Origin of the sequence: Mesorhizobium sp. M0923 (assembly GCF_040319365.1) — a bacterium.
Taxonomy (GTDB): Bacteria; Pseudomonadota; Alphaproteobacteria; order Rhizobiales; family Rhizobiaceae; genus Mesorhizobium.
The window spans coordinates 57476-83421 of record NZ_JAMYNW010000007.1 but is presented as its reverse complement, the minus strand read 5'-3'; the positions used below and the strand labels follow the sequence as shown (position 1 = coordinate 83421).

The following is a 25946-nucleotide window of genomic DNA, read 5'->3' as shown; positions in this document are numbered from 1 at the left end:
GTAAACCAAATGCTAACCGGGTTCGGCGATGAATAGTCTTCCTGAGATAAAGAAGGAGGAAAAGATGTCCGTTCGCAACGTCGCAAGGCGCTTCACCAGCGTCCTGACGGCCGCCAGCCTCTCGCTTGCCTTGCTCATGCCCAGCGGGCCGGCTTTTGCCGATGCCGGCTTCCGCCAATGGGTCGCCAGCTTCCGTGCTACCGCCGTGGCGAGCGGCGTTTCCGGCTCCGTCTACGACCAGGCATTCAAGGGCATCAGCGATGCTGATCCGATGGTGCTGGAAAAGGCCCGTACTCAACCCGAATTCACCGCACCCGCCTGGGATTATTTCGACAACCGCGTCCATGACCAGTCGGTCGCCGTCGGCCAGCAGATGGCAAGGAAATGGAAGCCGTGGCTGGACAGGATCGAGGCAAGATACGGCGTCGACCGCTACATCCTGCTGGCCATCTGGTCGATGGAGTCGAACTACGGCGAAACCCTCAAGCGCGATGACATCATGCGCAATGTCGTGCGCTCGCTGGCGACGCTTGGTTATGCCGACCCGAAGCGCGCGAAATTTGCCCGCACCCAGCTGATCGCGGCGCTGAAGATCCTGCAGACCGGCGACATCGACGAAAGCCATCTCAGCGGCTCTTGGGCCGGCGCGATGGGTCATACCCAGTTCATCCCCACCAGCTACCTGTCCTATGCGGTCGATATGGACGGCAACGGCAAGCGCGACATCTGGAATTCGATTCCCGACGCACTGGCGACAGCCGCCAATTTGCTGAGGAAGAACGGCTGGCAGGCAGGCAAGACCTGGGGTTATGAGGTCAGCCTTCCGGACGGCAAGAAGCTGCCCGGGGGCTCGAAGTCGCTGTCGCAATGGCAGGCGCTTGGCGTCACCCGTGCCAACGGCAAGCCGTTCAAGAACGGTGGGGACAAGGCGACGTTGAAGCTGCCCGGTGGCCGGGGCGGGCCGGCTTTCCTGATGATCAAGAATTTCTCGGTCATCAAGCGCTACAACAATGCCGACAAATATGCGCTCGCCGTGGGCCTTCTTGCCGACGAAATCGCCGGCTATGGCGGGCTTGTGCAGGACTGGAAGCGACCGTTTACCAAGCTCTCCTTCGAGGAAAGGCAGGAGCTTCAGAAGCGACTTTCCGAGCACGGCTATTACGACGGCAAGTTCGATGGCAAGATCGGTGACGGATCGAAAACCGCCATCATGGCCTTCCAGGCAAAGGCCGGCTTGACCCAGGACGGGTATCCGAGCAAGGAAGTGCTCAAATGGCTCAGGCAAAACTAGAGCCGGTTACGGGATGGAGAGGGTGATTGGTTTCGGCTGCGCGCATCCGGTTGATCGTTCGTCGCGTGCCGATCCTCGTTCTGGCGATCGTCGTTCTGGCAGTCGGCGCGGCCAGCGCCTTTCATACCTCGGCCATGGCGCAGGAGCCGGAAAGTCGTGGCTGGTCGCTGCGCGACCTGTTGTTTCCGCGCAGAAGCGAGCGGTTTGAGCAGCCGCCGCCCGAATTCCCGAGAGAATTCCAGAGAACAAAGCCCAGACCCAAGCTGAGGAAGCCCCGGTCCGTTCGCCGGCCGGCGCCGGCCGAGCCGACAACCCCGGTGGCCGAGAAGGCGCCCGATGCGCGCGTCGTTCTGGTGGTCGGCGATTTCATGGCGTCTGGACTGGCTGAGGGGCTCGACGCCGCCTTTGCCGAAAACACCGGCGTCAGGATTGTCGTCCGCGCCAACGGCTCGTCCGGCTTCGTGCGCGACGATGTCTACAACTGGCCCGAACAGGTCAAGTCGCTGATCGCTGCCGAAAAACCGGCAGCCGTCGTCGTCATGCTCGGATCGAACGACCGTCAGCAGATGCGCGTCGGCGATGTGCGTGAGCAGCCGCGATCCGAAAACTGGACCAAGGAGTACGAGCGCCGGACCGAAGCGCTCGGCAAAGCCATCGCTTCAGCCAAGGTGCCGTATCTGTGGGTTGGCATGCCGGCCTTCCGGGTCTCGAAAATGACCTCCGACATGCTGGCCTTCAACGACATCTACCGCTCGTCCGCCGAAAGCCACGGCGGCGAATTCGTCGATGTCTGGGACGGGTTCGTCGACGAGAACGGCGCCTTTATCACCAGCGGACCGGACATAAACGGCCAATCGGTGCGCCTGCGCTCCGACGACGGCATCAACATGTCGAAGGCCGGCAAGCGCAAGCTCGCCTTCTACACCGAAAAGCCGCTGATGAAGATCCTTGGGCTGGCCGCTCCGGGAAGCGTGGTCACAGCTTCTGCCCCGGCCGGCGCTCCCGTCGAGGCGCCGGCACCTGCTGCCGCACCGATAGCCGCCGATCGCACTGTGCCGATGCTGCTCAGCGATCCGGCGCTGGACGGCGGCTCGGAACTTCTCGGCGCCGCCCCGCCGGCAAAGGCGGACAAGAATTTGCCCGGCGAAAAGCTGATCGTCGAGGGCAAGGCGACCGACGCCTCGCCCGGCCGCGCCGACGATTTCTCGTGGCCGCCCAAGATACAACCTGCGACTGCGGCTGCTGCATCCGACACGACGACGGCGATCCGGCAGTAAAACTGGCGACTCTTTCTGTAGAGTTTCGGAACGGACTCAGCGCGGCAGCACGCTCGATCCCATCAGAGACTCATCGATGGCGCGCGCCGCCTGGCGGCCCTCGCGGATTGCCCAGACGACCAGCGACTGGCCGCGCCGCACGTCGCCAGCCGCATAGAGCCTTTCGACGCTGGTTCTGTAATCGCGGTCATTGGCCTCGACGTTCTTCGAACGGCGGCTGTCGGTGACGATCGTCATCTGCCCGTCGAGTTCCGACACCGGCCCTCGAGCGGCTGGCCCGGCAAAGCCGATGGCGATGAACGCGAGATCGGCGCGGATGACGAATTCGGTGCCGGCGATCGGCTTGCGCTTTTCGTCGACCTCGCAGCATTTGACCCCGGTCAGCTGGCCGTCTTCGCCGATGAATTCAAGCGTCGCCACCTGGAATTCGCGCTCGGCGCCTTCGGCCTGCGAGGACGAGGTGCGCATCTTGGTCGCCCAGTAGGGCCAGACCGATAGCTTGTCTTCCTTTTCCGGCGGCTGCGGCCGGATGTCGAGCTGGGTGACGCGCACCGCGCCCTGGCGGAAGGCGGTACCGACGCAGTCGGAGGCAGTGTCGCCGCCGCCGACGACGACGACATGCTGGCCGCCGGCGACGATCGGGCGCGACGGCCATGCCACCGACTGGATCGGCTCGCCGCCGATGCGCTTGTTCTGCTGCACCAGATACGGCATCGCGTCGTGCACGCCGTCGAGATCGTCGCCCGGGATGTTGGCCGGGCGCGGCGTTTCGGAACCGCCGCAATAGAGCACCGCGTCGTATTCGGCGAGCAGTTCGGCGACCGGCTTGTCGACGCCGACATTGACGCCGCAATGGAAGCTGACGCCCTCGCCCTGCATCTGCTCGATGCGCCGGTCGATATAATGCTTCTCGATCTTGAAATCGGGGATGCCGTAACGCATCAGCCCGCCCGGCCGGCTCTCGCGCTCATAGACGTGAACGTCATGGCCGGCGCGGCCAAGTTGCTGGGCGGCCGCCATGCCGGCCGGCCCCGAGCCGATGATCGCGACGCGCTTGCCGGTCTTCCGTTCCGGCGGATAGGGCCGGATATGGCCGGTTTCGTAGGCTTTGTCGGCAATCGCCTGCTCGATCGTCTTGATGGCGACCGGAATGTCCTCGAGGTTCAGCGTGCAGGCTTCCTCGCAAGGTGCCGGACAGATGCGGCCGGTGAATTCCGGAAAATTGTTGGTCGAATGCAGGTTGCGGATCGCGTTGTCCCAGTCGCCATTGTAGACGAGGTCGTTCCAGTCCGGGATCTGGTTGTGGATCGGGCAGCCGGTCGGTCCATGGCAATACGGAATGCCGCAATCCATGCAGCGCGCCGCCTGTTTCTCGACCTCCTTATCCGACATCGGCAGCGTGAACTCGCGGAAATGCCGGATGCGGTCGGAAGCCGGCTGGTACTTGTGCACCTGCCGATCGATCTCGAGAAACCCTGTTACCTTGCCCATAGTCCAGTCCCTGCTGTCCGGAAGGCACGCCTGGCGACGCACCCGTTAACCTCATAAGGCAGCCGTGGCAACCTTCAGTCCGAGGTCAGGATTGTTGATGAAGATGGTTGCCGGGACGCATGGCTTCCCGGCAATTTCCAAATCTATTCCGCCGCCACGTTCATGCGCATACGTTCCATCTCGATCAGCGCGCGGCGGTATTCGACCGGCATGATCTTCCGGAATTTCGGCCGGAAAATCGCCCAATCGTCGAGGATTTCGCGACCTCGTACCGAGCCCGTGTAGTGGACGTGGTTGGAGATCAACTGGTAGAGCCGCTCCTCGTCATGGCTGGTCATATCGCCGGATACGTCGACACGGCCCTTGTGGTCGAGATCGCCGCCATGGTGGAGCAGCTTTTCCATCAGGTCGTCCTCTTCCGGAACCGGCTCCAGCTCGACCATCGCCATGTTGCAGCGTTCGGCGAAATCGCCCGCCTCGTCGAGCACATAGGCGACGCCGCCCGACATGCCGGCGGCGAAGTTGCGACCGGTCTGGCCGATGACGACGACGATACCGCCGGTCATGTATTCGCAGCCATGGTCGCCGACGCCTTCGACGACGGCGGCGACGCCCGAATTGCGCACGGCAAAACGCTCGCCGGCGACGCCGCAGAAATAGGCCTCGCCCTCGGTCGCGCCGTAGAGCACGGTATTGCCGACAATAATGGACTCGGCAGCAACGATTTTCGTGTTCTCCGGCGGACGGATGACGATGCGGCCGCCCGACAGGCCCTTGCCGACATAGTCGTTGGCCGCGCCTACCAGTTCGAACGAGACGCCGCGCGCCAGGAAGGCGGCGAAGGACTGGCCGGCCGTGCCGGTGAGCTTGACCGAGATCGTGTCCTCGCGCAGGCCCTTGTGCTTGAAGCGCTTTGCCACTTCACCCGACAGCATGGCGCCGGTCGAACGGTCGACGTTGCGGATCGGCAGTTCGATGCTGACTGGCTGCCTGGCTTCGAGCGCCGGCTTTGCCAGTTCGATCAGCTTGCGGTCCAGCACGTCGTCGATCGGATGCTTCTGCCGCTCGGTCCAGTGCACCGCCTCGTGCGGCGCATCCGGCTTGTAGAACATCTTGCTGAAGTCGAGCCCGCGCGCCTTCCAGTGCTGGATCAGCTCGCGCTTTTCCAGAAGGTCGGTGTCGCCGATGATCTGGTCGAGATGGGTGTAGCCCATCTCGGCGAGCAGCGCCCGGACCTCTTCCGCCACATAGAAGAAGAAGTTGATGACGTGCTCGGGCGTGCCCTTGAAGCGCTTGCGCAGTACCGGGTCCTGCGTCGCGACGCCGACCGGGCAGGTGTTGAGATGGCACTTGCGCATCATGATGCAGCCGGCCGCGATCAACGGCGCGGTCGAGAAACCGAACTCGTCGGCGCCGAGCAGCGCGCCGATGACAACGTCCCGCCCGGTGCGCAGGCCGCCATCGACCTGCAGCGCGACGCGCGACCTGAGGCCGTTGAGCACCAGCGTCTGGTGCGTCTCGGCAAGGCCCATTTCCCACGGACTGCCGGCATGCTTGAGCGAGGTCAGCGGTGAAGCGCCAGTGCCGCCGTCATAGCCTGATATGGTGATGTGATCGGCACGCGCCTTGGCGACGCCGGCCGCAACCGTGCCGACACCGACTTCCGAGACCAGCTTGACCGATACGTCCGCCGCCGGATTGACGTTCTTTAGGTCGTAGATGAGCTGCGCCAGATCCTCGATCGAATAGATATCGTGATGCGGCGGCGGCGAGATCAGGCCGACGCCCGGCGTCGAATGCCTGACTTTGGCGATGGTCGCGTCGACCTTGTGGCCCGGCAACTGGCCGCCCTCGCCGGGCTTTGCCCCTTGCGCGACCTTGATCTGCATCATGTCGGAATTGACAAGATACTCCGCCGTGACGCCAAAGCGTCCCGAGGCGACCTGCTTGATCGCCGAGCGTTCGGGGTTCTTGCCGCCGCCCGGCAGTGGCAGATAGCGGTCGGCCTCTTCGCCGCCCTCGCCGGTGTTCGACTTGCCGCCGATGGCGTTCATGGCGCGCGCCAGCGTCGTGTGCGCTTCCCTGGAGATCGAGCCGAAGGACATCGCCCCGGTCGAGAACCGCTTGACGATGTCGGCCGCCGGCATGACCTCGTCGAGCGAAACCTTCTTGCGCCCAGTTTCTTCCGCGAGCCTGATCTTGAACAGGCCGCGAATGGTCTGGGCACGGGCCGTCTCGCTGTCGATCTGGGCGGAATAGTCCTTGAACGTTTCCCACGAGCCCTGGCGCACGGCGTGCTGCAAGGTGGCCACCGCATCCGGCGACCAGATGTGTGCTTCACCGCGCATGCGGAACACGTATTCGCCGCCCACCTCGAGGCTGTTGCGCAGCACCGGGTCGTTGCCGAAACCATCGGTATGGCGGCTGAGCGTCTCGGCCGCGATCTCGTCCAGTCCGACGCCCTCGATCAGTGTCGCGGTGCCGGTGAAGTATTGCTGCACGAAATCGGTCTTCAGCCCGATGGCGTCGAAGATCTGCGCGCCGCAATAGGACTGGTAGGTCGAGATGCCCATCTTGGACATCACCTTGAGGATGCCCTTGCCGATCGACTTGATGTAGCGGGAGACCACTTCGTAGGCGTCCACCTCTTTCGGCAGTTCGCCACGCTTGTGCATATCGAGCAGCGTGTCGAAGGCAAGATAAGGGTTGATCGCCTCGGCGCCATAGCCGGCAAGGCAGCAGAAATGATGCACTTCGCGCGGCTCGCCGGATTCCACGACCAGCCCGACCGAAGTGCGCAATCCCTTGCGGATCAGGTGGTGGTGCACCGCGGCTGTCGCCAGAAGCGCCGGGATGGCGATCCGGTCCGGCCCGACCTGGCGGTCGGACAGGATGATGATGTTGTAGCCGCCGGCGACCGCCGCCTCCGCCCGCTCACACAAGCGGTCGATGGCACCCTGCATGCCCGCTGCGCCCTCGTTCGAGCCATAGGTAATGTCGATCGTCTTGGTGTCGAACCGGTCCTCGGTGTGGCCGATGGAGCGGATCTTTTCGAGATCGCCATTGGTCAGGATCGGCTGGCGCACCTCGAGCCGCTTGCGGCGCGAATTGCCAACCAGGTCGAAGATGTTGGGCCGCGGCCCGATGAAGGACACCAGGCTCATCACCAACTCCTCGCGGATTGGGTCGATCGGCGGGTTGGTGACCTGAGCAAAGTTCTGCTTGAAATAGGTGTAGAGCAGCTTCGACTTGTCCGACATCGCCGAGATCGGCGTGTCGGTGCCCATCGATCCCACGGCTTCCTGGCCAGTGGTCGCCATCGGCGACATCAACAGCTTGGTGTCTTCCTGGCTGTAGCCGAACGCCTGCTGGCGATCGAGCAGGCTGACATCCCTGCGCAATTCGCGCGGCTCGACCGGCTTCAGGTCTTCGAGGATGAGCTGCGTGTTGGCGAGCCAGCTCTTGTACGGATGCCTGGTCGCAATCTCCGACTTGAGCTCCTCGTCAGAGACGATGCGGCCCTTCTCGAGGTCGATCAGAAGCATACGGCCGGGCTGCAGCCGCCACTTCTTGACAATCCTCTCGTCCGGCACCGGCAGCACGCCGGCTTCCGAGGCCATGATGACGCGGTCATCGTCGGTGACGATGTAGCGTGCCGGGCGCAGACCGTTGCGGTCGAGCGTGGCGCCGATCTGGCGGCCATCGGTAAAGACCACCGCCGCCGGTCCGTCCCACGGCTCCATCAGCGCGGCATGGTATTCATAGAAAGCCTTGCGGTCGGCATCCATGAGCTTGTTGCCGGCCCAGGCTTCCGGGATCAGCATCATCATGGCGTGGCTGAGGCTGTACCCGCCCTGGAACAGGAACTCGAGCGCATTGTCGAAGCAGGCGGTGTCTGACTGGCCGTCGTAGGAGATTGGCCAAAGCTTCGAGATGTTGTTGCCGAACAGTTCGGAATCGACGGACGCCTGTCGCGCCGCCATCCAGTTGTTGTTGCCGCGCACGGTGTTGATCTCGCCATTGTGCGCGACCATGCGGTAGGGATGCGCCAGCTTCCACGACGGGAACGTGTTGGTCGAGAAGCGCTGGTGGACCAGGATCAGCGCGGTTTCGAAGCGCGGATCGGTGAGGTCCTTGTAATAGGCGCCGACCTGGTAGGCCAGGAACATGCCCTTGTAGACGATGGTGCGCGCCGACAGCGACACGCAGTAGGAACCGATGTCCTTGTTGTCGTTCTCGGCGTAGATGCGGCCCGATATCACCTTGCGCAACAGATAGAGCCTGGCCTCGTACTCCTCGTCGTCAAGAATGTCGGCTGTACGGCCGATGAATATCTGACGATGGAACGGCTCGGACGCCACGATATCAGGCGCCGTCGACAAGGACGAATTGTCGACGGGCACATCACGGAAACCGATGAGCGGAAGCCCCTCGGACTGCGCCGATTCGGCAATGATGTCCTCGATGTGAGCACGAAGTGCTGCATCCTGCGGCATGAACCAGTGTCCGACACCGTACTGACCGGCCGGCGGCAGTTCGATGCCCTGGGCTGCCATCTCTTCGCGGAAGAAACGGTCTGGAAGCTGCACCAGCACGCCGGCGCCATCGCCGGCCAGCGGATCGGCGCCGACGGCCCCGCGATGCGTCAGGTTTTCGAGCACGGCAAGGCCGTCCTCGACGATCTGATGCGACTTCACGCCCTTCATGTTGACGATGAAGCCGACGCCGCAGGCATCATGCTCGTTGCGCGGATCGTAGAGGCCGTGCGCGGCATAGCCGGTGCTGGTTCGCCCAATATTGGTCAGGGACGGATTTTTGACGACTGCCGCTTTCGTCTGCGCGGCCTTCGTCGCAGATGGCGTCATGTCCGTCATCGTCCTGTCCTCCGTTCCGTCCCTTTCGGGCGCTGGTTTCCGTCGGGAAGCGCGTGGCTCCCCTTTCAATCTTGCGGCACGTCTGGCGAAATTCTTGCCGACCGTGCGGCTTTCCGCATGGTTCGCATATGGTATTCGTACAGGCCAGAGCCAGGCTGTCTAGCTGTCGCTCGCGGCAATGGCCGTAGAGGCGCAATCATATGCCAATGCGGCCAGTTTTGTGCGACAAAATAAGACAGCACTACTGTCCTAAATTTTTATGACAGAAATCTTAAGCGCATACAAGACCGATTCACAAAATTATTGGAGCGTTGGCGACAGAAAATTGCGCGGAACGCGGCGACAGCGTAACCTTCAGTCGCTGCATCTACGGTCTGGCTTTCGCTGGCTTTAGCGGATTTTCGGCATCTGCCACTTGCGGCCGGCATGCGAAAGCGGCCAAGCTCGCACCAATTTTCCCAGCATAGGCAGACGCATGATTTTCGCTTCCGACAATTGGGCAGGCGCCCATCCCCGTATCGCTGCCGGCCTGTCGGCCCATACCGACGGCTTCTCCACCGCCTATGGCGACGGCGTCCTCGACAAGGCCGTTTACCAGCGCTTCAGTGAAATCTTCGAATGCGAGGTCGCGGTGTTTTTCGTGGCCACCGGCACCGCTGCCAATTCGCTGTCGCTGACTACCTACAACAAGCCAGGCGGCATTTCCTTCTGCCATCGCGAATCGCATGTCATCGAGGACGAATGCGGTGCACCGGAATATTTCACCGGCGGTTCGCGGCTTTATACAATCGACGGCGCACTCGGCAAGATCGATGCCGGCGATCTGGAACGGGCAGTGGACCGTTTCGCACCCGAAAACGTCCATTCCGGGCGGCCGATGGCGGTTTCGATCACCCAATCGACCGAGGTCGGCACCGTGTACACGCTGAACGAAATCGCCAGGATTTCGGCGATTGCAAAGCAGCACGGATTGCCGCTGCACATGGACGGGGCCCGCTTTGCCAATGCGCTCGTCGCGCTGGGAACGACGCCGGCGGAAATGACCTGGAAGCACGGCGTCGACATCCTTTCCTTCGGCGGCACCAAGAATGGCTGCTGGTGCGCCGAGGCGATCGTGCTGTTCGACCTCGAGCGAGCCAAGGAATTGGCGTTTTTGCGCAAGCGCGCCGCCCAACTGTTCTCGAAATCGCGCTTCATCGCCGCGCAATTCGATGCTTATTTCAGGGGTGGGCTATGGCTCGACACGGCACGGCACGCCAATGCGATGGCGGCACGCCTAGCCGCGGCGATCGAAGATTCCCCTTCAGCCCGGCTGGCCTGGCTACCGCAGGCGAACGAGGTCTTCGCGGTCATGAAAAAGGCCGAGGCCGAAAGAGTGCAAGCAGCAGGCGCCGTGTTCCACGACTGGCATAGGCCGCTCGGCTACGACAACCATGTCGGCGAGGACGAAGCTCTCTATCGCTTCGTCACCAGCTTCGCGACCACGGCCGACGAGGTCGACCGTTTCGGCTACCTGCTCGCCGGATAGCAAGTCTTACCACCAGCAAAAAGGGGCGGCGCATTTGCTGCACCGCCCCTTTTTCCCGGGGAGTTGGCGTCCCGGGGAGTTTAGCTGCCCGATTTAGGCGGCGGTCTTGGCCTCGATCTGCTTGGCCTTGGCCGGAGCCGAGGTGATCGCGATCTTGCGCGGCTTCAGCTCTTCGGGGATGTTGCGCTTGAGGTCGACAAAAAGCAGGCCGTTCTTCAGCGCGGCGCCGACAACCTCGACGTGATCGGCAAGCTGGAAGCGGCGCTCGAAGGCTCGGCTGGCGATACCGCGATAGAGCAGTTCGGAGCCTTCGCCATTGCCTTCCTCCTTGCGCTCACCCTTGACGGTCAGCACATTGCGGTGAGCTTCGATCGAAATCTCATCTTCCGAGAAGCCGGCCACAGCCATCGAGATGCGATAGGCGTCCTCGCCGGTGCGCTCGATGTTGTAAGGCGGATAGGTCTGGCCTTCCGGCTGCGCAAGCGAATCGAGCATGGTGAACAGCCGGTCAAAACCGACGGTCGAACGGTAGAGCGGGGAAAAATCAACGTGACGCATGGTGTGTTCTCCTGTTGAGCAACAAGGTTTGCGTATGGCCGGTGCGAAACCCGTGACGGCGTTCCGGATGGGCCAGCGGCCCCGACATTGGCGGCCGCATAACAAATTTGGGAAGCGGGCGACGGCATTTCAAGATTTGCCCGCGTCCGAACCGCATCGGCCCCTGATCACGTCCCGATGCCGATGAACGGCAGATGAACCGTGGCTTCGGCGAGCGTTCAGCCAGACGGCATTAAAACTGTTCTCGAGATCAGAAACAGGTCGCCTGAGAGGCGACACGACGAGGCCGAACCGGGTGTAACGTCCCTTCCTCCCGGGTCGACAGAGGCCGGAAGCACGCCCTAGGCTGCTTCCGGCCTTACTTGTTCGCTGCCTGGGTCGACGTCCCCGGCGTCCCGAATTCCTTTGCTTTTGGCGCATGGGCGTTTATGCCTGACTTGCGCCCACGCCGTCACCGACGCCAAGCAAACACCGTATGACCGATCTGTTCCCCCAGCCCTCCCTGTTCTACGAAACTCCAGGCAATCCGCTGCCGGAAAACGCGGCCGGCGGCTTCTTCACCACGCGCGACGGCAAGAAGATCCGCTATGGGCTGTTTGCCGCGGTTGCCCGCCCGATGAAGGGCACCGTCGTCGTCCTGACCGGCCGCAACGAGTGCATCGAGAAGTATTTCGAGACCATTCGCAACCTTGCCGACCGGGGTTTTGGCGTGGCGACCCTCGACTGGCGCGGCCAAGGCGCTTCCGACCGGATGATCGGCGATCGCCAGCGCGGCTACGTCCGAAGCTTTTTCGACTATACCGGCGATCTCGAGCAGTTCTTCGAAGAGATCGTGCTGCCCGATTGCCGGGGACCCTACTACATACTGGCCCATTCGGCCGGGGCGGTAATTGCGCTGCTCGCCGCACCCTCAATGGCGAACCGCGTACGTCGCATGGTGCTGATCGCACCGTTCTTCACCGTGCCTGACCTCCCGGTTTCGGTAAAAACCGTTCGCCGCATCTGTTCGCTGTTCTGCCTTCTCGGCCTTGGCCGGCTCTATGCCGCATGGGGGCCGCGGCCGAAGGAATCGGTGCCCTTCGCCATAAACAAGCTGACCAGCGACCCGGAACGCTATCGACGCAACACGCTGATCTACGAAACCTATCCGCAGCTGGCGCTCGGCGGACCGACGATCTGCTGGCTGAAGGCGGCCACGGAGGCGTCCTTGATCGTCAGCGACCGGGATTTCATGGCCAAGGTCCAGGTGCCATTGCTGATGATCGCCGCCGGCGCCGACCAGGTCGTCTCGACCAGGGCAGTCGAAGCCTATGCAAGACGTCTGCGCGTCGGCTCGCTAGTGATGATCGACGGCGCTCGCCACGAGATCCTGCAGGAGGCCGACCTCTATCGCGAGCAACTGCTTGCGGCATTCGATGCTTTCATCCCAGGAACCGGCGACGCTGTTTAACCGCTTCGCCAGCGCCCGGCAACAAAGCCTGCGCGGGTTGCTTGCCCGGCGCAGCTTGCCCCTTATTCCCGTTCAGGCATCGAGCGCTAGGTAGCGGCCAAAGAGATTGGAGGCAATTCGGCAGAGACCGGGAGAAAAACGACCATGAACGCATCGAACACGCTGTCACGTCAGGGGCATCGGCTACTGCAGATTGGCGTCGCGCTGCTGCTGTTTTCGTCATTCGAAGGGTTTGCAATACCGTACCTCGCCGCACCGCGGCTTGGACTGTCCGCCCACACGCTCAGCGCCCTGGAGGGCGTTCTCTTGCTGGCGCTAGGCCTCACATGGTCTAGGCTCAATCTCGGCGCGGCGATGTCGCGGATTGCGTTCTGGCTCCTGATCTATTCGGCTTTGGCGATCCTGGCCGCCTACGTGATCGCCAGCGCCTGGGGGGCCGGCAACGAGACAATGCCGTTGGCGGCCGGAGCCTTCCACGGAAGTGCCTTTCAGGAAACCGTCATCAAAGGCGTGGCGTATTCGTCTGCGCCGACCGGCCTCATCTCTTTCGTGCTCATTTTGTGGGGCCTGCGTCTCTCGGACGCTTGGCCTGCCGATAGCTAATGCATGTCCCGCAAAAGTGCGCAGCGGTTTTGCGATAACGACATCCAAACGAGCGCGTCTCCCATGAGTCGATTCAAACCCGACGCGCTTTAGAACCGTACCACGGTTTCCGTCGGATTTGCGCAAAACAAACGCTTGGGTATACGGATCCTCAGCCGCGCAGCGCCGCCATTGCTGCTGCGTGCAGCTCCGGCGTCGCCGCCGCCAGGATGTCGCCGCCCTTTTCCGCCGGTCCGCCCTCGAAAGTGGTGACGACGCCGCCTGCCTTCTCGATGATCGGGATAAGCGCAACGATGTCGTAGGGCTTCAATCCCGGATCGGCAACGATATCGACGCTGCCCGCCGCCACCATGGCGAAGGCATAGCAGTCGGTGCCGTAGCGGGCGAGTTGGACCTGTTGCTCGAACAAGTCGTAGCGCAGGCGCGCGTCTCCCTTGAACAGCGCCGGCGTGGTGGTGAACAGCGTCGCGTCGGCGAGATTTGTGGTCTTGCGCGTCGTGAGTTTTCGCGGGCCACCAGGACCTTCATAATGCGAGCCGGAAGCGTTGGCGTAGAACAGCTCGCCGGTGAAGGGCTGCGACATCATGCCGGCGACGGCATCGCCGTCGACTGTCAGCCCGACCAGCGTGCCCCATACCGGCAGGCCGGAAATGAAGGCGCGCGTGCCGTCGATCGGATCGATCACCCAGACATGCCGGCTGGAGATGTTTTCGCTGCCATGCTCCTCGCCGAGAATGCCGTGCTCGGGGTATTGCGCTGATATCAGCGCCCGGATCGCGCGCTCGGCCTCACGGTCGGCCTCGGTGACCGGGTCGAAGCTGCCGTGCTCCTTGTTGGAGACCGCCCCCTGGCTGCGGAAGCGCGGCAAGGTCTCGGCTGCGGCGGCACGCGCAATGCGCCGCATGAAATCGATGCTGATGTCCAACTGATTCTCCCGCTCCAGCATGTTTGAGATGCCGGTTTGCCTACGGATTTGTGCCGAAACAAGGGCGTTTTGTACCGAAACAAGGGCATTCGGAGCCTTTCGCACGACGCCAACTGTTGCTCGAATGCAACGCAGTCATCATGGAAATGCAATTTCCACTTCACAGTGAATTAAAAAAGCCGGAACGTGCCTTGACATTTGTGCAGCGCACAATACGTTTGTTCTCGGACAGGGATTCCTGTCCATGCCCTCCTTGGGCGTTTCCTCCCTAGACTTCGACCGTGTCGTGCAAACGATGCGGTCTTTTTTTACGCTTTTTACGCTGCCACATGAGCGGCGAATGCCGCGATTCCGGCCGCTATTCGGCGGCCAGCGGCAGATCGACGAAATGATGATCCGGCATTGCCATCAACTCGGCCGAAAACCGCGCCAGGTCGTCGGCCAATGCGTCGAAACCAGCTGATCTCTGGAACGTCCGCTCATTCATGTAGAGCCCGCGATTGACCTCGATCTGCAGCGCATGCAGATGGCGCACCGGGCGGCCATAGTGCTCCGTGATGAAGCCTCCGGCATAGGGCTTGTTGTGGGCGACGCTGTAGCCCATGCCGGTGAGCAGGCCGATCGCCGTCTCGGTCAACGCCGCCGCGGCGGAGATGCCGAACCGGTCGCCGACGATGAAATCCGGCCGCAATCCGCTGTCGCCAACTCTTATGCTTGCCGGCATCGAGTGGCAGTCTATTAGTACGGCATAACCGAAGCGCGCATGGGTTCTGGTCAAAAGCCGTTTCAGCGTCTCGTGATAGGGTTTGTAGACCGCTTCGATGCGCGCCACGGCTTCGGCCAGCGGCAAGCGGCCGGAATAGATGTCGAGCCCCTCGCCTACCAGCTTGGGCACGGTACCGAGCCCGCCGGCCACCCGCGCCGAGCGGATGTTGCAGAAGGACGGCACCGGTTCGGCGAACATGCGAGGGTCGAGTTCCCACGGCTCCCGGTTGACGTCGAGATAGGCGCGCGGGAAGTTTGCCGCCAGCATCGGCGCCCCGAGCGCGACGGCACCGCCGAACAATTCCTCGACATAGCAGTCCTCGGAGCGGCGGATGGCGTTGCGGTCCAGCTTGGCCATCGCCATGAACCGGTCCGGATAGTAGCGGCCGCTATGCGGCGAGTTGAAGAGGAAGGGAACGCGCTGTTCGGCGCCCGATCGGATTTCGAAGGGTGGAACGACCGAAAAATCCTCGGCTGCCGTTTTCAATTTGAACGAACCCGGAAATACCAATGCATCATGACAGGAAAGTGCCACCTCGCCGCCCGCATGTCCAGCCGCCGAAGCGCTAGCCAAATCAGGATTGTGCGCCCAACGTTCACTTGATGTTTACCGTCACCTCCTCATATACAGCATGGTTAACGGGCTTGCCGCACGGCATTGTCGGTTGGGTGATTCGGACGGGACAAGATGGCACGCATTCTGCTGGCGGAAGACGACGATGACATGCGCCGGTTCCTCGTCAAGGCGCTGGAGCGCGCCGGCTATCAGGTCAGCGATTTCGACAATGGCGCCAGCGCCTATGAGCGGCTGCGCGAGGAACCTTTTTCGCTGCTTTTGACCGACATCGTCATGCCCGAGATGGATGGCATCGAGCTCGCCCGCCGCGCCACCGAGATCGACCCCGATCTCAAGGTGATGTTCATCACCGGCTTCGCCGCCGTCGCGCTGAACCCCGATTCGAAAGCGCCGAAAGACGCCAAGGTGCTGTCGAAGCCGTTCCACCTGCGCGACCTCGTCAACGAAGTCGAAAAGATGTTGCAGGCCGCCTGACGCGCTTTTTGTCGCGTCTTGACCGACGCGGCAAGCCAGCCATTCTTTCCCTTTCCCGCTATTGACGCGCTGAACCAAAAATGGTGTATGCGCGGCTTCGGATGGGCGTGTAGCTCAGCGGGAGAGCACTGCATTGACATTGCAGGGGTCACAGGTTCAATCCCTGTCACGCCCACCATCCAGACAATCCCTCAATCGGCCGTCGGTGTTTTCATCGGCTGACGTTCTCGGCCTGATCCGATCCTGACGCCGAGCTCGCCAATACCGACCTCAGGCCGCCCCGAGGCGGAGATCCCCGGTCTCGACATGCTCTAGAAACCAGGCATAGGTCTGTTCCAATCCGCTGCGCAGCGAGTAGCGCGGGCGCCAGCCGGTGGCGAACAGGCGCGACACGTCCATCAGCTTGCGCGGCGTGCCGTCCGGCTTTGTCGGATCGAATGTGATCGTGGCATCGGCGCCGGCGACCGACACGATGGTGCGGGCAAGGTCGGCAATGGTGATGTCTTCCCCAGAGCCGACATTGATGTGGCTGTCGCCGGCATAATTCTTCAACAGCCAGACCAGGGCGTCGGCGGCGTCGTCGACATGCAGGAATTCGCGCATCGGCGTGCCCGATCCCCACACCTCCAGGCTCTTGCGGCCGGCGCGCCTGGCCTCGTGCGCCTTGCGCATCAGAGCGGGCACGACATGGCTGGAATTGAGGTCGAAATTGTCGCCCGGGCCGTAGAGATTGGTCGGCATCGCCGAGATGTAGTCGACACCGTATTGGCGCCGGTAGGCCTGGCACAGTTTCAGTCCGGCGATCTTGGCGATCGCATACCATTCGTTGGTGGGTTCGAGCGGGCCGCTCAGCAAGGCGTCCTCGGAGATCGGCTGCGCGGCGAATTTGGGATAGATGCAGGATGAACCGAGAAACAGCAGCTTCTGCACCTCGTTACGGAAGGCGCTGTCGATGACATTGTTCTGCATGACGAGGTTGTCCTGCAGAAAATCGACCGGAAGCCTGTCGTTGGCCAGGATACCGCCGACCTTGGCCGCTGCCATCACCACTGCATCCGGCTTGCGGTCGGCCATCCAGCGCCGCACCCCGGCCTGGTCGAGAAGATCGAGCTCGGCGCGCGAGGCGGTCAGGACCTCGCAATCCTCGTCGGCCAATCTGCGCAGGATGGCCGAGCCGACCATGCCGCGATGCCCGGCGACAAAAACGCGCTTGCCCTGAAGGTCGAAGGTCATCAGCTCACCCCAATGCAGAACGGCAGCTTTGCCAGTGGCCGGCGGAGCGCCGGATCGGCTTCTCTGTTGCCGGACGCATACCGCATACAGATTTATCCAGACAAGCCAAATCGCAAAACCACCCAAACCAGGCGTTTGGATCAGACGCTGTAACGTCTAGCGATCAGACACCCGCTACCGCGCAGAGGCTTGTCATTCTGGCGATGGCGAGTTCCGGCTCGGCCAGCAACCCCGCCTGATCGGCAAGGCGAAAGACATCGGCATAGTGACGGATGCCGCGCGCCGATTGCATGCCGCCGATCATCGAAAAATGCTCCTGATGACCGTTCAGCCACGCCATGAAGACGATGCCGGCCTTGTAATATTCGGTCGGCGTCTCGAAGATCTTGCGCGATAGCGACACTGTCGGGACCATCAGCGCGTCATAGCCGGCGCGGTCGCCGTCGGCCAGCTTTGCCAGCGCCGCATTGGCGACCGGCGCGATCGCATCGAAAATGCCGAGCAGCGCGTGCGAATGTCGGTCGCCGTCGCCGGCGATAAGCTCGGGATAATTGAAGTCGTCGCCGGTGAACATGACCACGCCCTCGGGCAGCCGGTTCCGGAGCGCGATTTCCTTGCCGGCATCGAGCAGCGATATCTTTATGCCCTCGACCTTGCGGGCATGGCGCTCGATGATCGCGACCACCGTCTCGAGGGCGGTTTCGAAATCGCTGCTGCCCCAGTAGCCTTTCAGCGCCGGGTCGAAGATGTCGCCCAGCCAGTGCAGGATGACCTTGCCGGAGGACTGGGACAGGATGCGGTCGCAGACGCTGACATAATCGTCGGGCCCTTTGGCGACCGCCGCCAGCGCCCGGCTGGCCATCATGATCGCCTTGCCGCCAAGGCCTTCGATGAAGCCGAACTGCTCTTCATAGGCCGCGACGACATCGTCGAGCGTGCTCGCGGCCCCCGGCGCCAGATGGTCGGTGCCGGCGCCCGACGCGAGATCGGCGCCATCGACGCTTCGCGCCTCGATAATCGAGCGGCGGATCAGTTCCCTGGCGTTTGCCCAGTCGAAACCCATGCCGCGCTGTGAGGTGTCCATCGCTTCGGCGACGCGGAAGCCGAGCCGCCACAGATGATGGCGAAACGCCATCGTCTTGTCCCAGTCGACCGCGGGCCTGGACCACGGATCGGTCATGGCGAGCGGATCGGCGACAACATGGGCGGCAGCGTAGGCGATGCGCGAGAACCGCGCGCCGGCCACGGGCTGCACCGGCTGGCCGACGAGCCGGTAGCGGGTGCCGCGGCCGCCCTCCCCGGGCAAGGTGATGTCCATGGCTCCTCTCCCTTCACGGCTGCCTTAAATGGAACGTTCCAATAAATCAAGATATTTTGTCGCCCTGTCTCGCACGGGCTGGATTGCTGCATTGCAGCAGGAGAAGCCCTGCGCTGCGCCGAATTCCGCCTGCAGATTATGCATTTCTCCGAATTCCCAAAAACGCGATTGACTCAAATCCACAGCAGGGATTAGAACGTTCCAATAAATTCATACAAGAAACCGACCGGGAGGACGCATCTGGATGGCCAGCCGGGCCAAAGCAACGATACTCGACATCGCCCGCGAGGCGGGCGTGTCCAAATCGACGGTATCGCTCGTGCTGCAAGGCAGCGGGCTGATCCGGCCTGAGACCGCGCTCAAGGTGCGCAAGGCGATCGAGGATGTCGGCTATGTCTACAACCGCGGCGCCGCCAATCTGCGCAAGGCCCATTCCAACGTCATCGGCATGGTCATCAACGATCTTACCAATCCGTTTTTCGCCGAGATGGCGGTCGGCATGGAGCGCGTCTTCCAGTCGGCCGGCATCGTGCCTTTCATCGCCAACACGGCGGAGAGCCCGGTGCGCCAGGAAGAGGTGCTGAAATCGCTCATGGAGCAAGGGGTCGCCGGGCTCGTCGTGTCGCCGGCGCGCGGCACCGCGCCTGGCGCCTTCCGCCGGCTTGAGACCGCGGGCGTTCCGGTCGTCTTTGTCATGCGCCGGCTTCCTGAAAGCCGCATTCCGGTGATCGCGCCCGACAACCATCGCGGCGCCTATCTTGCCACCGCCCATCTGATCGGCAAGGGGCATCGCCGGCTGGCCTTCTTCGGCGGCTCGCCCGATCTTGTCGTCTATCACGAGCGGCTGGGCGGCTTTCGCGAGGCCTGTGAAGCGCTCGGCATCGCACCGGCCGACAGGCTGGTCTTCGAGGGCGAAACCAGCCGCAAGGGCGGCATTGCCTGCCTGGAAACCGCGCTCGCCATGGCCGCGCCGCCCACTGCGGCGCTTTGCTTCAACGATGCGGTCGCCTTCGGCGTCTTGCTGGCGCTACGCAAGCGCGGCCTGGAGCCTGGCGCGGACTTTGCCGTCGTCGGCTTCGACGACGTCGCCGAGGCCGAGCACTATATGCCGGCGCTGACCAGCGTGTCGGTGAACACCGCCGGCCTCGGCGAGCGCGCCGCCCATGTCGTGCTGAAGATGATCCAGTCGCGCACCACGCGCGCCGAGGATCATATCGGCGCCGTCAACCTCGTGGTCAGGGAAAGCTGCGGCCCCGATCGCGATGGAACTCGGCGTGCGGGAATGGGAGACGCGGCATGACCGTCCGATGGGGATTGATCGGCGCCAGCACGATCGCAAGGCAATTCATGATCGGCGCCATCCGCGCGCAGCCGGACGGCGAGATCGCCGCGGTGATGAGCTCCAGCCCGGAGCGCGCCGCCCCCTACGCCAGCGAAAACCGCATTCCGGCGGCGGTCTCGACGCTCGACACCCTGCTCAAATCCGATATTGACGCCGTCTACATCTCGACCACCAACGAATTGCATCTCGAACAGGCACTCGCCGCCATCAAGGCGGGAAAACATGTGCTGTGCGAAAAGCCGCTGGCGCTGACCAGCGCCGACGCCCGCAAGATGGTCGCGGCGGCCAGGGCCGCCGGCGTCGTGCTCGGCACCAATCACCATTTGCGCAATGCCGGCTCGCATCGGGCGATGCGCGCAGCGATCGCTGCCGGCCGCATCGGCAGGCCGATCGCCGCGCGCGTCTTCCACTCTGTCTATCTTCCGGAAAACCTGCAGGGCTGGCGCATCACCAGGCCGGACGCCGGCGGCGGCGTGGTGCTCGACATCACCGTCCACGATGCCGATACGCTGCGGTTCGTGCTTGGCGACGATCCAGTCGGGATCTCGGCCTTCACACAATCGGCCGGCATGGCCGCCGGCGGGCTGGAAGACGGCGCCATGTGCCTCTGGCGCTTCGCATCGGGCGTCATCGCCCAGTCGCATGAGGGCTTCACCACCAAGTTCGCCGGGACCGGCTTCGAGGTGCATGGCACCGAAGGCTCGCTGATCGGCAGGGACGTGATGACGCAGAAGCCAGTCGGCTCTGTGTTGCTGCGAACGGCACAGGGCGAGGAGGAATTGAGCTTCGATCGCGAAGACCTCTATGCCCGTTCGCTGCGCCAATTCCACGCGGCGATCCGCGGCGAGGGCCAGCCTTCCGGCACCGGCGAGGACGGCGTCTGGTCGCTGACCGCGGCCGAAGCGGCATTGCAGTCGGCCAGGTCCGGCAAGGCCGTTGCCATCGACCCGAAGCTCGGGAGCGCTGGGTGAGCAAGCTCGTCTCCGCGGCTGAGGCTGCCGGCCTGATCAGGGATGGCATGGTCGTTTCCGTGTCGTCGTCGAGCGGCCTCGGCTGTCCGGACGCGGTGCTGGCCGCCATCGGCGAGCGCTTCGACGCGGATGGGCATCCCAAGGATATCACGACGCTGCACCCGATCGCCGCCGGCGACATGTACGGCATCAAGGGCATTGATCATCTCGCCAAGCCCGGCTTGTTGAAGCGCACTTTGTGCGGCTCCTATCCATCCGGGCCGTCCTCGTCCGAACCGCCGCAGATCTGGAAGATGATCGGCGACAATTCGGTCGCCGCCTATAACGTGCCGTCCGGCATCCTGTTCGACATGCATCGCGAGGCCGCCGCCAAGCGCCCCGGGGTGCTGACCAAGGTCGGGCTCGACACCTTCGCCGACCCGCGCCACCAAGGCTGCGCCATGAATGCCGCCGCCAGCGAGCCGATCGTTTCCGTGCAGCAGTTCGATGGCGAGGAGTGGCTCTATTTCCGCTCGATCGTGCCGCAGGTCGCGATCATCCGCGCCACCACCGCCGACGAGCGCGGCAACCTCACCTATGAGCATGAAGGCGCCTATCTCGGCGGCCTCGAACAGGCGCTGGCCGCTCGCAACAATGGCGGCATCGTCATCGCGCAGGTCAAGCGCGTCGTCGAGAACGGCACGCTGAAGCCGCACGATGTGCGTGTGCCCGGCGTGCTGGTCGATCATATCGTGGTGGCGCCCGACCAGTTGCAGACGACGCTGACGCCCTACGATCCGGCCATCTCCGGCGAGATCTTCCGGCCACTGTCGAGCTTTCGCAACGCTGAAATGAACGTCCAGAAGGTCATTGCCCGCCGCGTCGCCATGGAGCTTGCCGACGGCATGGCCGTCAATATCGGCTTCGGCATCTCGGCCAATGTGCCGCGCATCCTGCTCGAGGAAGGCCAGCACGGCAAGGTCACCTGGGTCATCGAACAGGGCGCGGTTGGCGGCGTGCCGCTGCTCGACTTCAAGTTCGGCTGCTCGTCGAACGCCGACGCTTTCATGCCCTCGCCGCACCAGTTCATCTATTTTCAGGCTGGCGGCTTCGACGCCTCGCTGCTGTCCTTCCTGCAGATCGACCGCCACGGCTCTGTCAATGTCTCGAAGCTTTCGGCGCGGCCGCATGTCACCGCCGGCGCCGGCGGCTTCGTCGACATCACCGCGCGGGCGAAGAAGATCGTCTTTTCCGGTTTCTTCAACGCCGGCGCCAAGCTGTCGCTTGCCGGTGGCAGCATCCGCATCGACCAGGAGGGCAAGGTCAAAAAAGTCGTCGACGAGGTCGAGCATATCTCCTTCTCGGGCAAGCGTGCCGTCGCGCAGGGACAGGATATCACCTATGTCACCGAGCGTTGCGTGATGAAGCTGACGCCGGCGGGGCTGATGGTGACCGAGTTGGCGCCGGGCATCGACCTCGAGCGCGATGTGCTGGCGCAGGCCGAGATCCCGCTCGCCGTCGCCAACGACCTGAAAATCACACCGGATGCGCTCTACCGGGACCGGCCGATCGGCCTGTCGCTCAATGGCGGCGCGTCGCTTGGGGGCGCACATGGCTGAGCGTCTGGTAACCTTTGAAACCGACGGCGCCATAGGCATTGCCACGCTGCGCCGGCCGGAGAAATTCAACGCGCTCGATATTCCGATGCTGCGGGCGCTGGAAGCAGCGCTCGACGAAGCCGAGGCGGCGCAGACCGTCCGCATCGTGCTGATCTGCGGCGAAGGCAAGGGCTTTTGCGCCGGCGGCGATGTCGAGGCTTGGGCAGAAATGAGCGCCGCCGATTTCCAGGTGCAATGGGTGCGCTACGGCCACCGCGTCTTTGATCGGCTGGCGCGGCTGCGGCAGCCGACGATCGCCGTGCTTGCCGGCCATGCGCTGGGCGGCGGGCTGGAACTGGCGGCGGCTGCAGACTTCCGCGTGGCGGAAACACAGGTGAAGCTGGGGTTCCCCGAAACCTCGATCGGCGTCGTTCCCGGCTGGTCCGGCACCCAGCGCGCCGTGCGCCGCTTCGGTGCGCAGGCAGTGCGGCGGATGGCGCTCGGCGGCGAAGTGTTTCTGGCTACCGAGGCTCTTGTTCTGGGGATTGTCGACCGGGTGGTCGAGACCGGTAAGGCGTTCGCCGAAGCCAAGGCCTGGGCCGGCAAGATCGCCGAGCGCGGGCCGCTGGCGGCCGAGGCTGCCAAGCTGATGATTGCCATTGCCGAAGGCGAGGAGAGTGCCGCCGCGACCGAAGCGCTCGCCAGCGGCTTCATTGCGCTGACAAGCGATCTCAGGGCTGGCGTCGAGGCTTTCAAAGCCAAGCAGAAGCCGGCGTTCTCAAGATCTTAGGAACCTGAAACTCACATGAACGCGCCTCTTAACATCACTATGCCCGCCGAGGCAGCCGCAGCGCCGAAAAGCTACCGGCTGCTGATCGACGGCAAGTTCGTCGATGCCCAGGACGGCCGCACGCTGGAGCGCAGCAGCCCCGGCCACGGCTTCACCGTTTCGCGCTATGCGCAAGCCGGCGCGGCGGACGTCGAGGCGGCGGTACAGGCCGCGCACAAGGCCTTCGAGACCGGCCCGTGGCCGCGCATGAAAGCCGCCGAGCGCGCCGCGATCCTGCTCAAGACGGCTGGCCTGATCGAGGCGCGACTGGACGAGATTGCCCGGCTCGACGCGCTGGAATCCGGCAAGCCGATTGCCCAGGCGCGCGGCGAGATCGGCGGCGCCATCGACATCTGGCGCTATGCTGCGGCACTCGCCCGCACGCTTCACGGCGAAAGCTACGCCAATCTCGGCGATGCCATGCTCGGTGTCGTGCTGCGCGAACCGATCGGCGTCGTCTCGATCATCACGCCGTGGAATTTCCCGTTCCTTATCGTCAGCCAGAAACTGCCCTTCGCGCTCGCCGCCGGCTGCACGGCGGTGGTCAAGCCGAGCGAGATGACCTCGGCCTCGACCTTCGTGCTCGGCGAGATCCTGATGCAGGCCGGCTTGCCCGATGGCGTCGTCAACATCCTTGCCGGGCTGGGCGCCGATGTCGGCGCACCGATGGTCAGCCATCCGCTGGTCGAAATGGTGTCGTTCACCGGCTCCACCCGCGTCGGCAAGATGACCATGGCGTCTGCCGCCAACTCGCTGAAGAAAGTCTCGATGGAGCTCGGCGGCAAGAACGGCCAGATCGTCTTTCCCGACGCCGACCTCGAGGCCGCCGCCGACGCGGCGGTATTCGGCGGCTTCTTCAATGCCGGCGAATGTTGCAATGCCGGCAGCCGGCTGATCGTCCATGAGGCGATCGCCGACGAGTTCCTCGGCGCCGTCAAAGCCCTCACCGCCAAGGTGGTTGTCGGCGACCCGCTCGACGACCGCACCAAGGTTGGCGCGATGATCTCCGCCGACCATGTGGCCAAGGTCACCGGCTACGTGACGGCAGCGGAAAACGACGGCAGCCGGATTTATACTGGCGGCAAGCAACTTGCTTCCAGCGCCGGCCAGTATCTCGACCCGACCATCATTCGCGACGTCACCGAAGACATGGCCATTGCGCGCGAGGAAGTGTTCGGTCCGGTGCTCTCGGTGCTGACTTTTGAATCGATTGAAAGGGCGTTGCACATCGCCAACAACACGCCCTATGGTCTGTCGGCGGGCGTGTGGAGCGCCAGCATCGATACGTGCATGTCGGTGGCGCGGAATGTGCGTTCGGGAACCGTTTGGATGAACACGTTCATGGAGGGTTACCCCGAACTGCCTTTCGGCGGCTACAAGCAGTCCGGTTTGGGACGCGAACTCGGCAAGCGCGCCGTCGAGGATTATACCGAGGAAAAGACAATCCAGTTTCATCGCGGCCAGCGCACCGGATGGTGGGTCGGCTGAGTTGGGAAGAACCCGGTGGCCATCCGCCGGTCGTTGTAAGTTCAACAAGGGAGGAAGTACATGTTGCGCAAACTGCTTATCGGGACGGCACTCGCGTCGGGCGTTGCGTTCGCGGCCCATGCCGAGGACGTCAAGGAAGTCCAGATGCTGCATTGGTGGACGTCGGGCGGCGAAGCTGCCGCTCTGAACGTGCTCAAGCAGGATCTGGCCAAGGAAGGCTTTGCCTGGAAGGACGTGCCGGTGGCCGGCGGCGGCGGCGACGCCGCCATGACCGCGCTGAAGGCGATGGTGGCGGCCGGCAACTACCCGACCGCCTCGCAGATGCTTGGCTATACCGTGCTCGACTACGCCGCAGCCGGCGTCATGGGCGACCTGACCGAGACGGCGATAAAGGAAGGCTGGGACAAGTCCGTTCCCGCGGCCCTGCAGAAATTCTCGGTCTATGACGGCAAGTGGGTCGCGGCCCCGGTCAACGTCCACTCGGTCAACTGGCTGTGGATCAACAAGGCGGTGATGGACAAGATCGGCGGCACCGAGCCCAAGACCTTCGACGACTTCATCGCGCTGCTCGACAAAGCCAAGGCGGCGGGCGTCATCCCGCTCGCGCTGGGCGGCCAGAATTGGCAGGAAGCCACCATGTTCGACTCGGTCGTGCTGTCGACCGGCGGGCCCGAGTTCTACAAGAAGGCCTTCAACGACCTCGACGAGGAGTCGCTGAAGTCCGACACGATGAAGAAGTCGTTCGACAATCTCGCCAAGCTCGTCACCTATGTCGACCCGAACTTCTCGGGCCGGGACTGGAACCTCGCCACCGCCATGGTCATCAAGGGCGATGCGTTGGTGCAGGTGATGGGTGACTGGGCCAAGGGCGAATTCAACGCCGCCAAGAAGGTCCCCGGCACCGACTTCCTGTGCTACCGCTTCCCCGGCACCGATGGCAGCGTCGTCTACAACTCCGACATGTTCGGCATGTTCAACGTTCCGGAGGACCGCAAGGCCGCCCAGATCGCCTTGGCCACCGCCACTCTGTCGAAGAGCTTCCAGTCGGCCTTCAACGTCGTCAAGGGCTCTGTTCCGGCCCGCACCGACGTGCCGGACACCGATTTCGACGCTTGCGGCAAGAAGGGCATGGCCGATTTGAAGGCCGCCAATGAAGGCGGCACGCTGTTCGGTTCGCTGGCGCAAGGCTATGGCGCGCCTCCGGCGGTTGCCAACGCCTACAAGGATGTCGTCTCGAAGTTCGTGCACGGCCAGATCAAGACCTCGGACGAGGCCGTGACCCAACTGGTCAGCGCGATCGAAGACGCCAAGTAAGGCACCGCCGATGTGAATGATCTCCCCGGCGCAAGCCGGGGAGATTTCCCTGCGGCGAGGT

19 protein-coding genes and 1 tRNA gene are annotated in these 25946 nt (G+C 63.4%); 13 read left to right on the top strand and 7 right to left on the bottom strand.

The window, feature by feature from the left end; all coding sequences use genetic code 11:
• Positions 1-64 precede the first annotated feature (64 nt).
• Together NKH89_RS14145 and NKH89_RS14140 are read left to right on the top strand one after the other, a co-directional pair.
• A complete protein-coding gene (locus NKH89_RS14145; RefSeq protein ID WP_023719093.1) occupies positions 65-1291 on the top strand; it encodes a lytic murein transglycosylase in 1227 nt (408 codons plus the stop codon).
• Positions 1292-1317: 26 nt separating this feature from the next.
• Positions 1318-2568 (top strand): SGNH/GDSL hydrolase family protein, encoded by a 1251-nt coding sequence (locus tag NKH89_RS14140; RefSeq protein WP_352494705.1) that lies wholly within the window; start codon positions 1318-1320, stop codon positions 2566-2568.
• 36 nt (positions 2569-2604) lie between these two features.
• On the opposite strand, the gene NKH89_RS14135 is transcribed toward NKH89_RS14140, so the two are convergent.
• A complete protein-coding gene (locus NKH89_RS14135) occupies positions 2605-4059 on the bottom strand; it encodes a glutamate synthase subunit beta (RefSeq protein WP_023719091.1) in 1455 nt (484 codons plus the stop codon).
• Between the two features lie 143 nt (positions 4060-4202).
• The gene (gene gltB / locus NKH89_RS14130; protein ID WP_352909144.1) at positions 4203-8933 is read right to left on the bottom strand and encodes a glutamate synthase large subunit; all 4731 of its coding nucleotides are present in this window, start codon (positions 8931-8933) and stop codon (positions 4203-4205) included.
• A 475-nt stretch (positions 8934-9408) separates the two neighbouring features.
• Between gltB and NKH89_RS14125 the strand changes: the two genes are divergently transcribed.
• Positions 9409-10461 carry a threonine aldolase family protein gene (locus NKH89_RS14125; protein ID WP_352790804.1) on the top strand — a complete coding sequence of 351 codons (1053 nt, stop codon included), beginning with the start codon at positions 9409-9411 and terminating at the stop codon, positions 10459-10461.
• A 93-nt stretch (positions 10462-10554) separates the two neighbouring features.
• Here the strand turns inward: NKH89_RS14125 and NKH89_RS14120 are convergent, their stop codons facing one another.
• Complete coding sequence (locus tag NKH89_RS14120) at positions 10555-11019, bottom strand: Hsp20 family protein (RefSeq protein ID WP_023675381.1); 465 nt, start codon at positions 11017-11019, stop codon at positions 10555-10557.
• A gap of 475 nt (positions 11020-11494) precedes the next feature.
• Here NKH89_RS14120 and NKH89_RS14115 point away from each other — a divergent pair, with 475 nt between their 5' ends.
• A complete protein-coding gene (locus tag NKH89_RS14115; protein WP_023719088.1) occupies positions 11495-12469 on the top strand; it encodes an alpha/beta fold hydrolase in 975 nt (324 codons plus the stop codon).
• A 144-nt stretch (positions 12470-12613) separates the two neighbouring features.
• Complete coding sequence (locus NKH89_RS14110) at positions 12614-13072, top strand: styrene oxide isomerase (RefSeq protein WP_023719087.1); 459 nt, start codon at positions 12614-12616, stop codon at positions 13070-13072.
• 151 nt (positions 13073-13223) lie between these two features.
• Here NKH89_RS14110 and hisN read toward each other — a convergent pair whose 3' ends face one another.
• Complete coding sequence (gene hisN / locus NKH89_RS14105) at positions 13224-13997, bottom strand: histidinol-phosphatase (RefSeq protein WP_352909142.1); 774 nt, start codon at positions 13995-13997, stop codon at positions 13224-13226.
• Between the two features lie 358 nt (positions 13998-14355).
• Positions 14356-15297, bottom strand: coding sequence for an N-formylglutamate amidohydrolase (locus NKH89_RS14100; RefSeq protein ID WP_023719085.1), 942 nt, complete (start codon positions 15295-15297; stop codon positions 14356-14358).
• Positions 15298-15450: 153 nt separating this feature from the next.
• Between NKH89_RS14100 and cpdR the strand changes: the two genes are divergently transcribed.
• Positions 15451-15813: a cell cycle two-component system response regulator CpdR gene (cpdR, locus tag NKH89_RS14095; protein ID WP_006199474.1), complete on the top strand. Its 363-nt coding sequence runs from the start codon at positions 15451-15453 to the stop codon at positions 15811-15813.
• Between the two features lie 103 nt (positions 15814-15916).
• Positions 15917-15991 (top strand) — tRNA-Val (locus tag NKH89_RS14090).
• A 92-nt stretch (positions 15992-16083) separates the two neighbouring features.
• Here NKH89_RS14090 and fcl read toward each other — a convergent pair.
• Together fcl and NKH89_RS14080 are read right to left on the bottom strand one after the other, a co-directional pair.
• Positions 16084-17046 carry a GDP-L-fucose synthase gene (fcl, locus tag NKH89_RS14085; protein ID WP_352481930.1) on the bottom strand — a complete coding sequence of 321 codons (963 nt, stop codon included), beginning with the start codon at positions 17044-17046 and terminating at the stop codon, positions 16084-16086.
• A gap of 163 nt (positions 17047-17209) precedes the next feature.
• The gene (locus NKH89_RS14080; RefSeq protein ID WP_352909140.1) at positions 17210-18364 is read right to left on the bottom strand and encodes a dihydrodipicolinate synthase family protein; all 1155 of its coding nucleotides are present in this window, start codon (positions 18362-18364) and stop codon (positions 17210-17212) included.
• Between the two features lie 244 nt (positions 18365-18608).
• On the opposite strand from NKH89_RS14080, the gene NKH89_RS14075 reads away from it, so the two are divergent.
• Genes NKH89_RS14075 through NKH89_RS14050 form a run of 6 tightly spaced genes read left to right on the top strand, consistent with a single transcriptional unit; the run spans position 18609 to position 25885 of the window.
• Positions 18609-19664 carry a LacI family DNA-binding transcriptional regulator gene (locus NKH89_RS14075; protein WP_352909138.1) on the top strand — a complete coding sequence of 352 codons (1056 nt, stop codon included), beginning with the start codon at positions 18609-18611 and terminating at the stop codon, positions 19662-19664.
• Positions 19661-20677: a Gfo/Idh/MocA family protein gene (locus NKH89_RS14070; RefSeq protein WP_352909136.1), complete on the top strand. Its 1017-nt coding sequence runs from the start codon at positions 19661-19663 to the stop codon at positions 20675-20677. The genes NKH89_RS14075 and NKH89_RS14070 overlap by 4 nt, the downstream gene beginning before the upstream one ends.
• Positions 20674-22275 (top strand): acyl CoA:acetate/3-ketoacid CoA transferase, encoded by a 1602-nt coding sequence (locus NKH89_RS14065; protein WP_352909135.1) that lies wholly within the window; start codon positions 20674-20676, stop codon positions 22273-22275. The genes NKH89_RS14070 and NKH89_RS14065 overlap by 4 nt, the downstream gene beginning before the upstream one ends.
• Positions 22268-23044: an enoyl-CoA hydratase/isomerase family protein gene (locus NKH89_RS14060; protein WP_023719060.1), complete on the top strand. Its 777-nt coding sequence runs from the start codon at positions 22268-22270 to the stop codon at positions 23042-23044. Before NKH89_RS14065 ends, NKH89_RS14060 begins: the two co-directional genes overlap by 8 nt.
• A 15-nt stretch (positions 23045-23059) precedes the next feature.
• Positions 23060-24571 carry an aldehyde dehydrogenase family protein gene (locus tag NKH89_RS14055; protein ID WP_023719059.1) on the top strand — a complete coding sequence of 504 codons (1512 nt, stop codon included), beginning with the start codon at positions 23060-23062 and terminating at the stop codon, positions 24569-24571.
• Between the two features lie 60 nt (positions 24572-24631).
• On the top strand, positions 24632-25885 hold the full coding sequence (locus NKH89_RS14050; protein ID WP_031194023.1) for an ABC transporter substrate-binding protein: 1254 nt from the start codon (positions 24632-24634) through the stop codon (positions 25883-25885).
• The last annotated feature ends 61 nt before the right edge of the window (positions 25886-25946 follow it).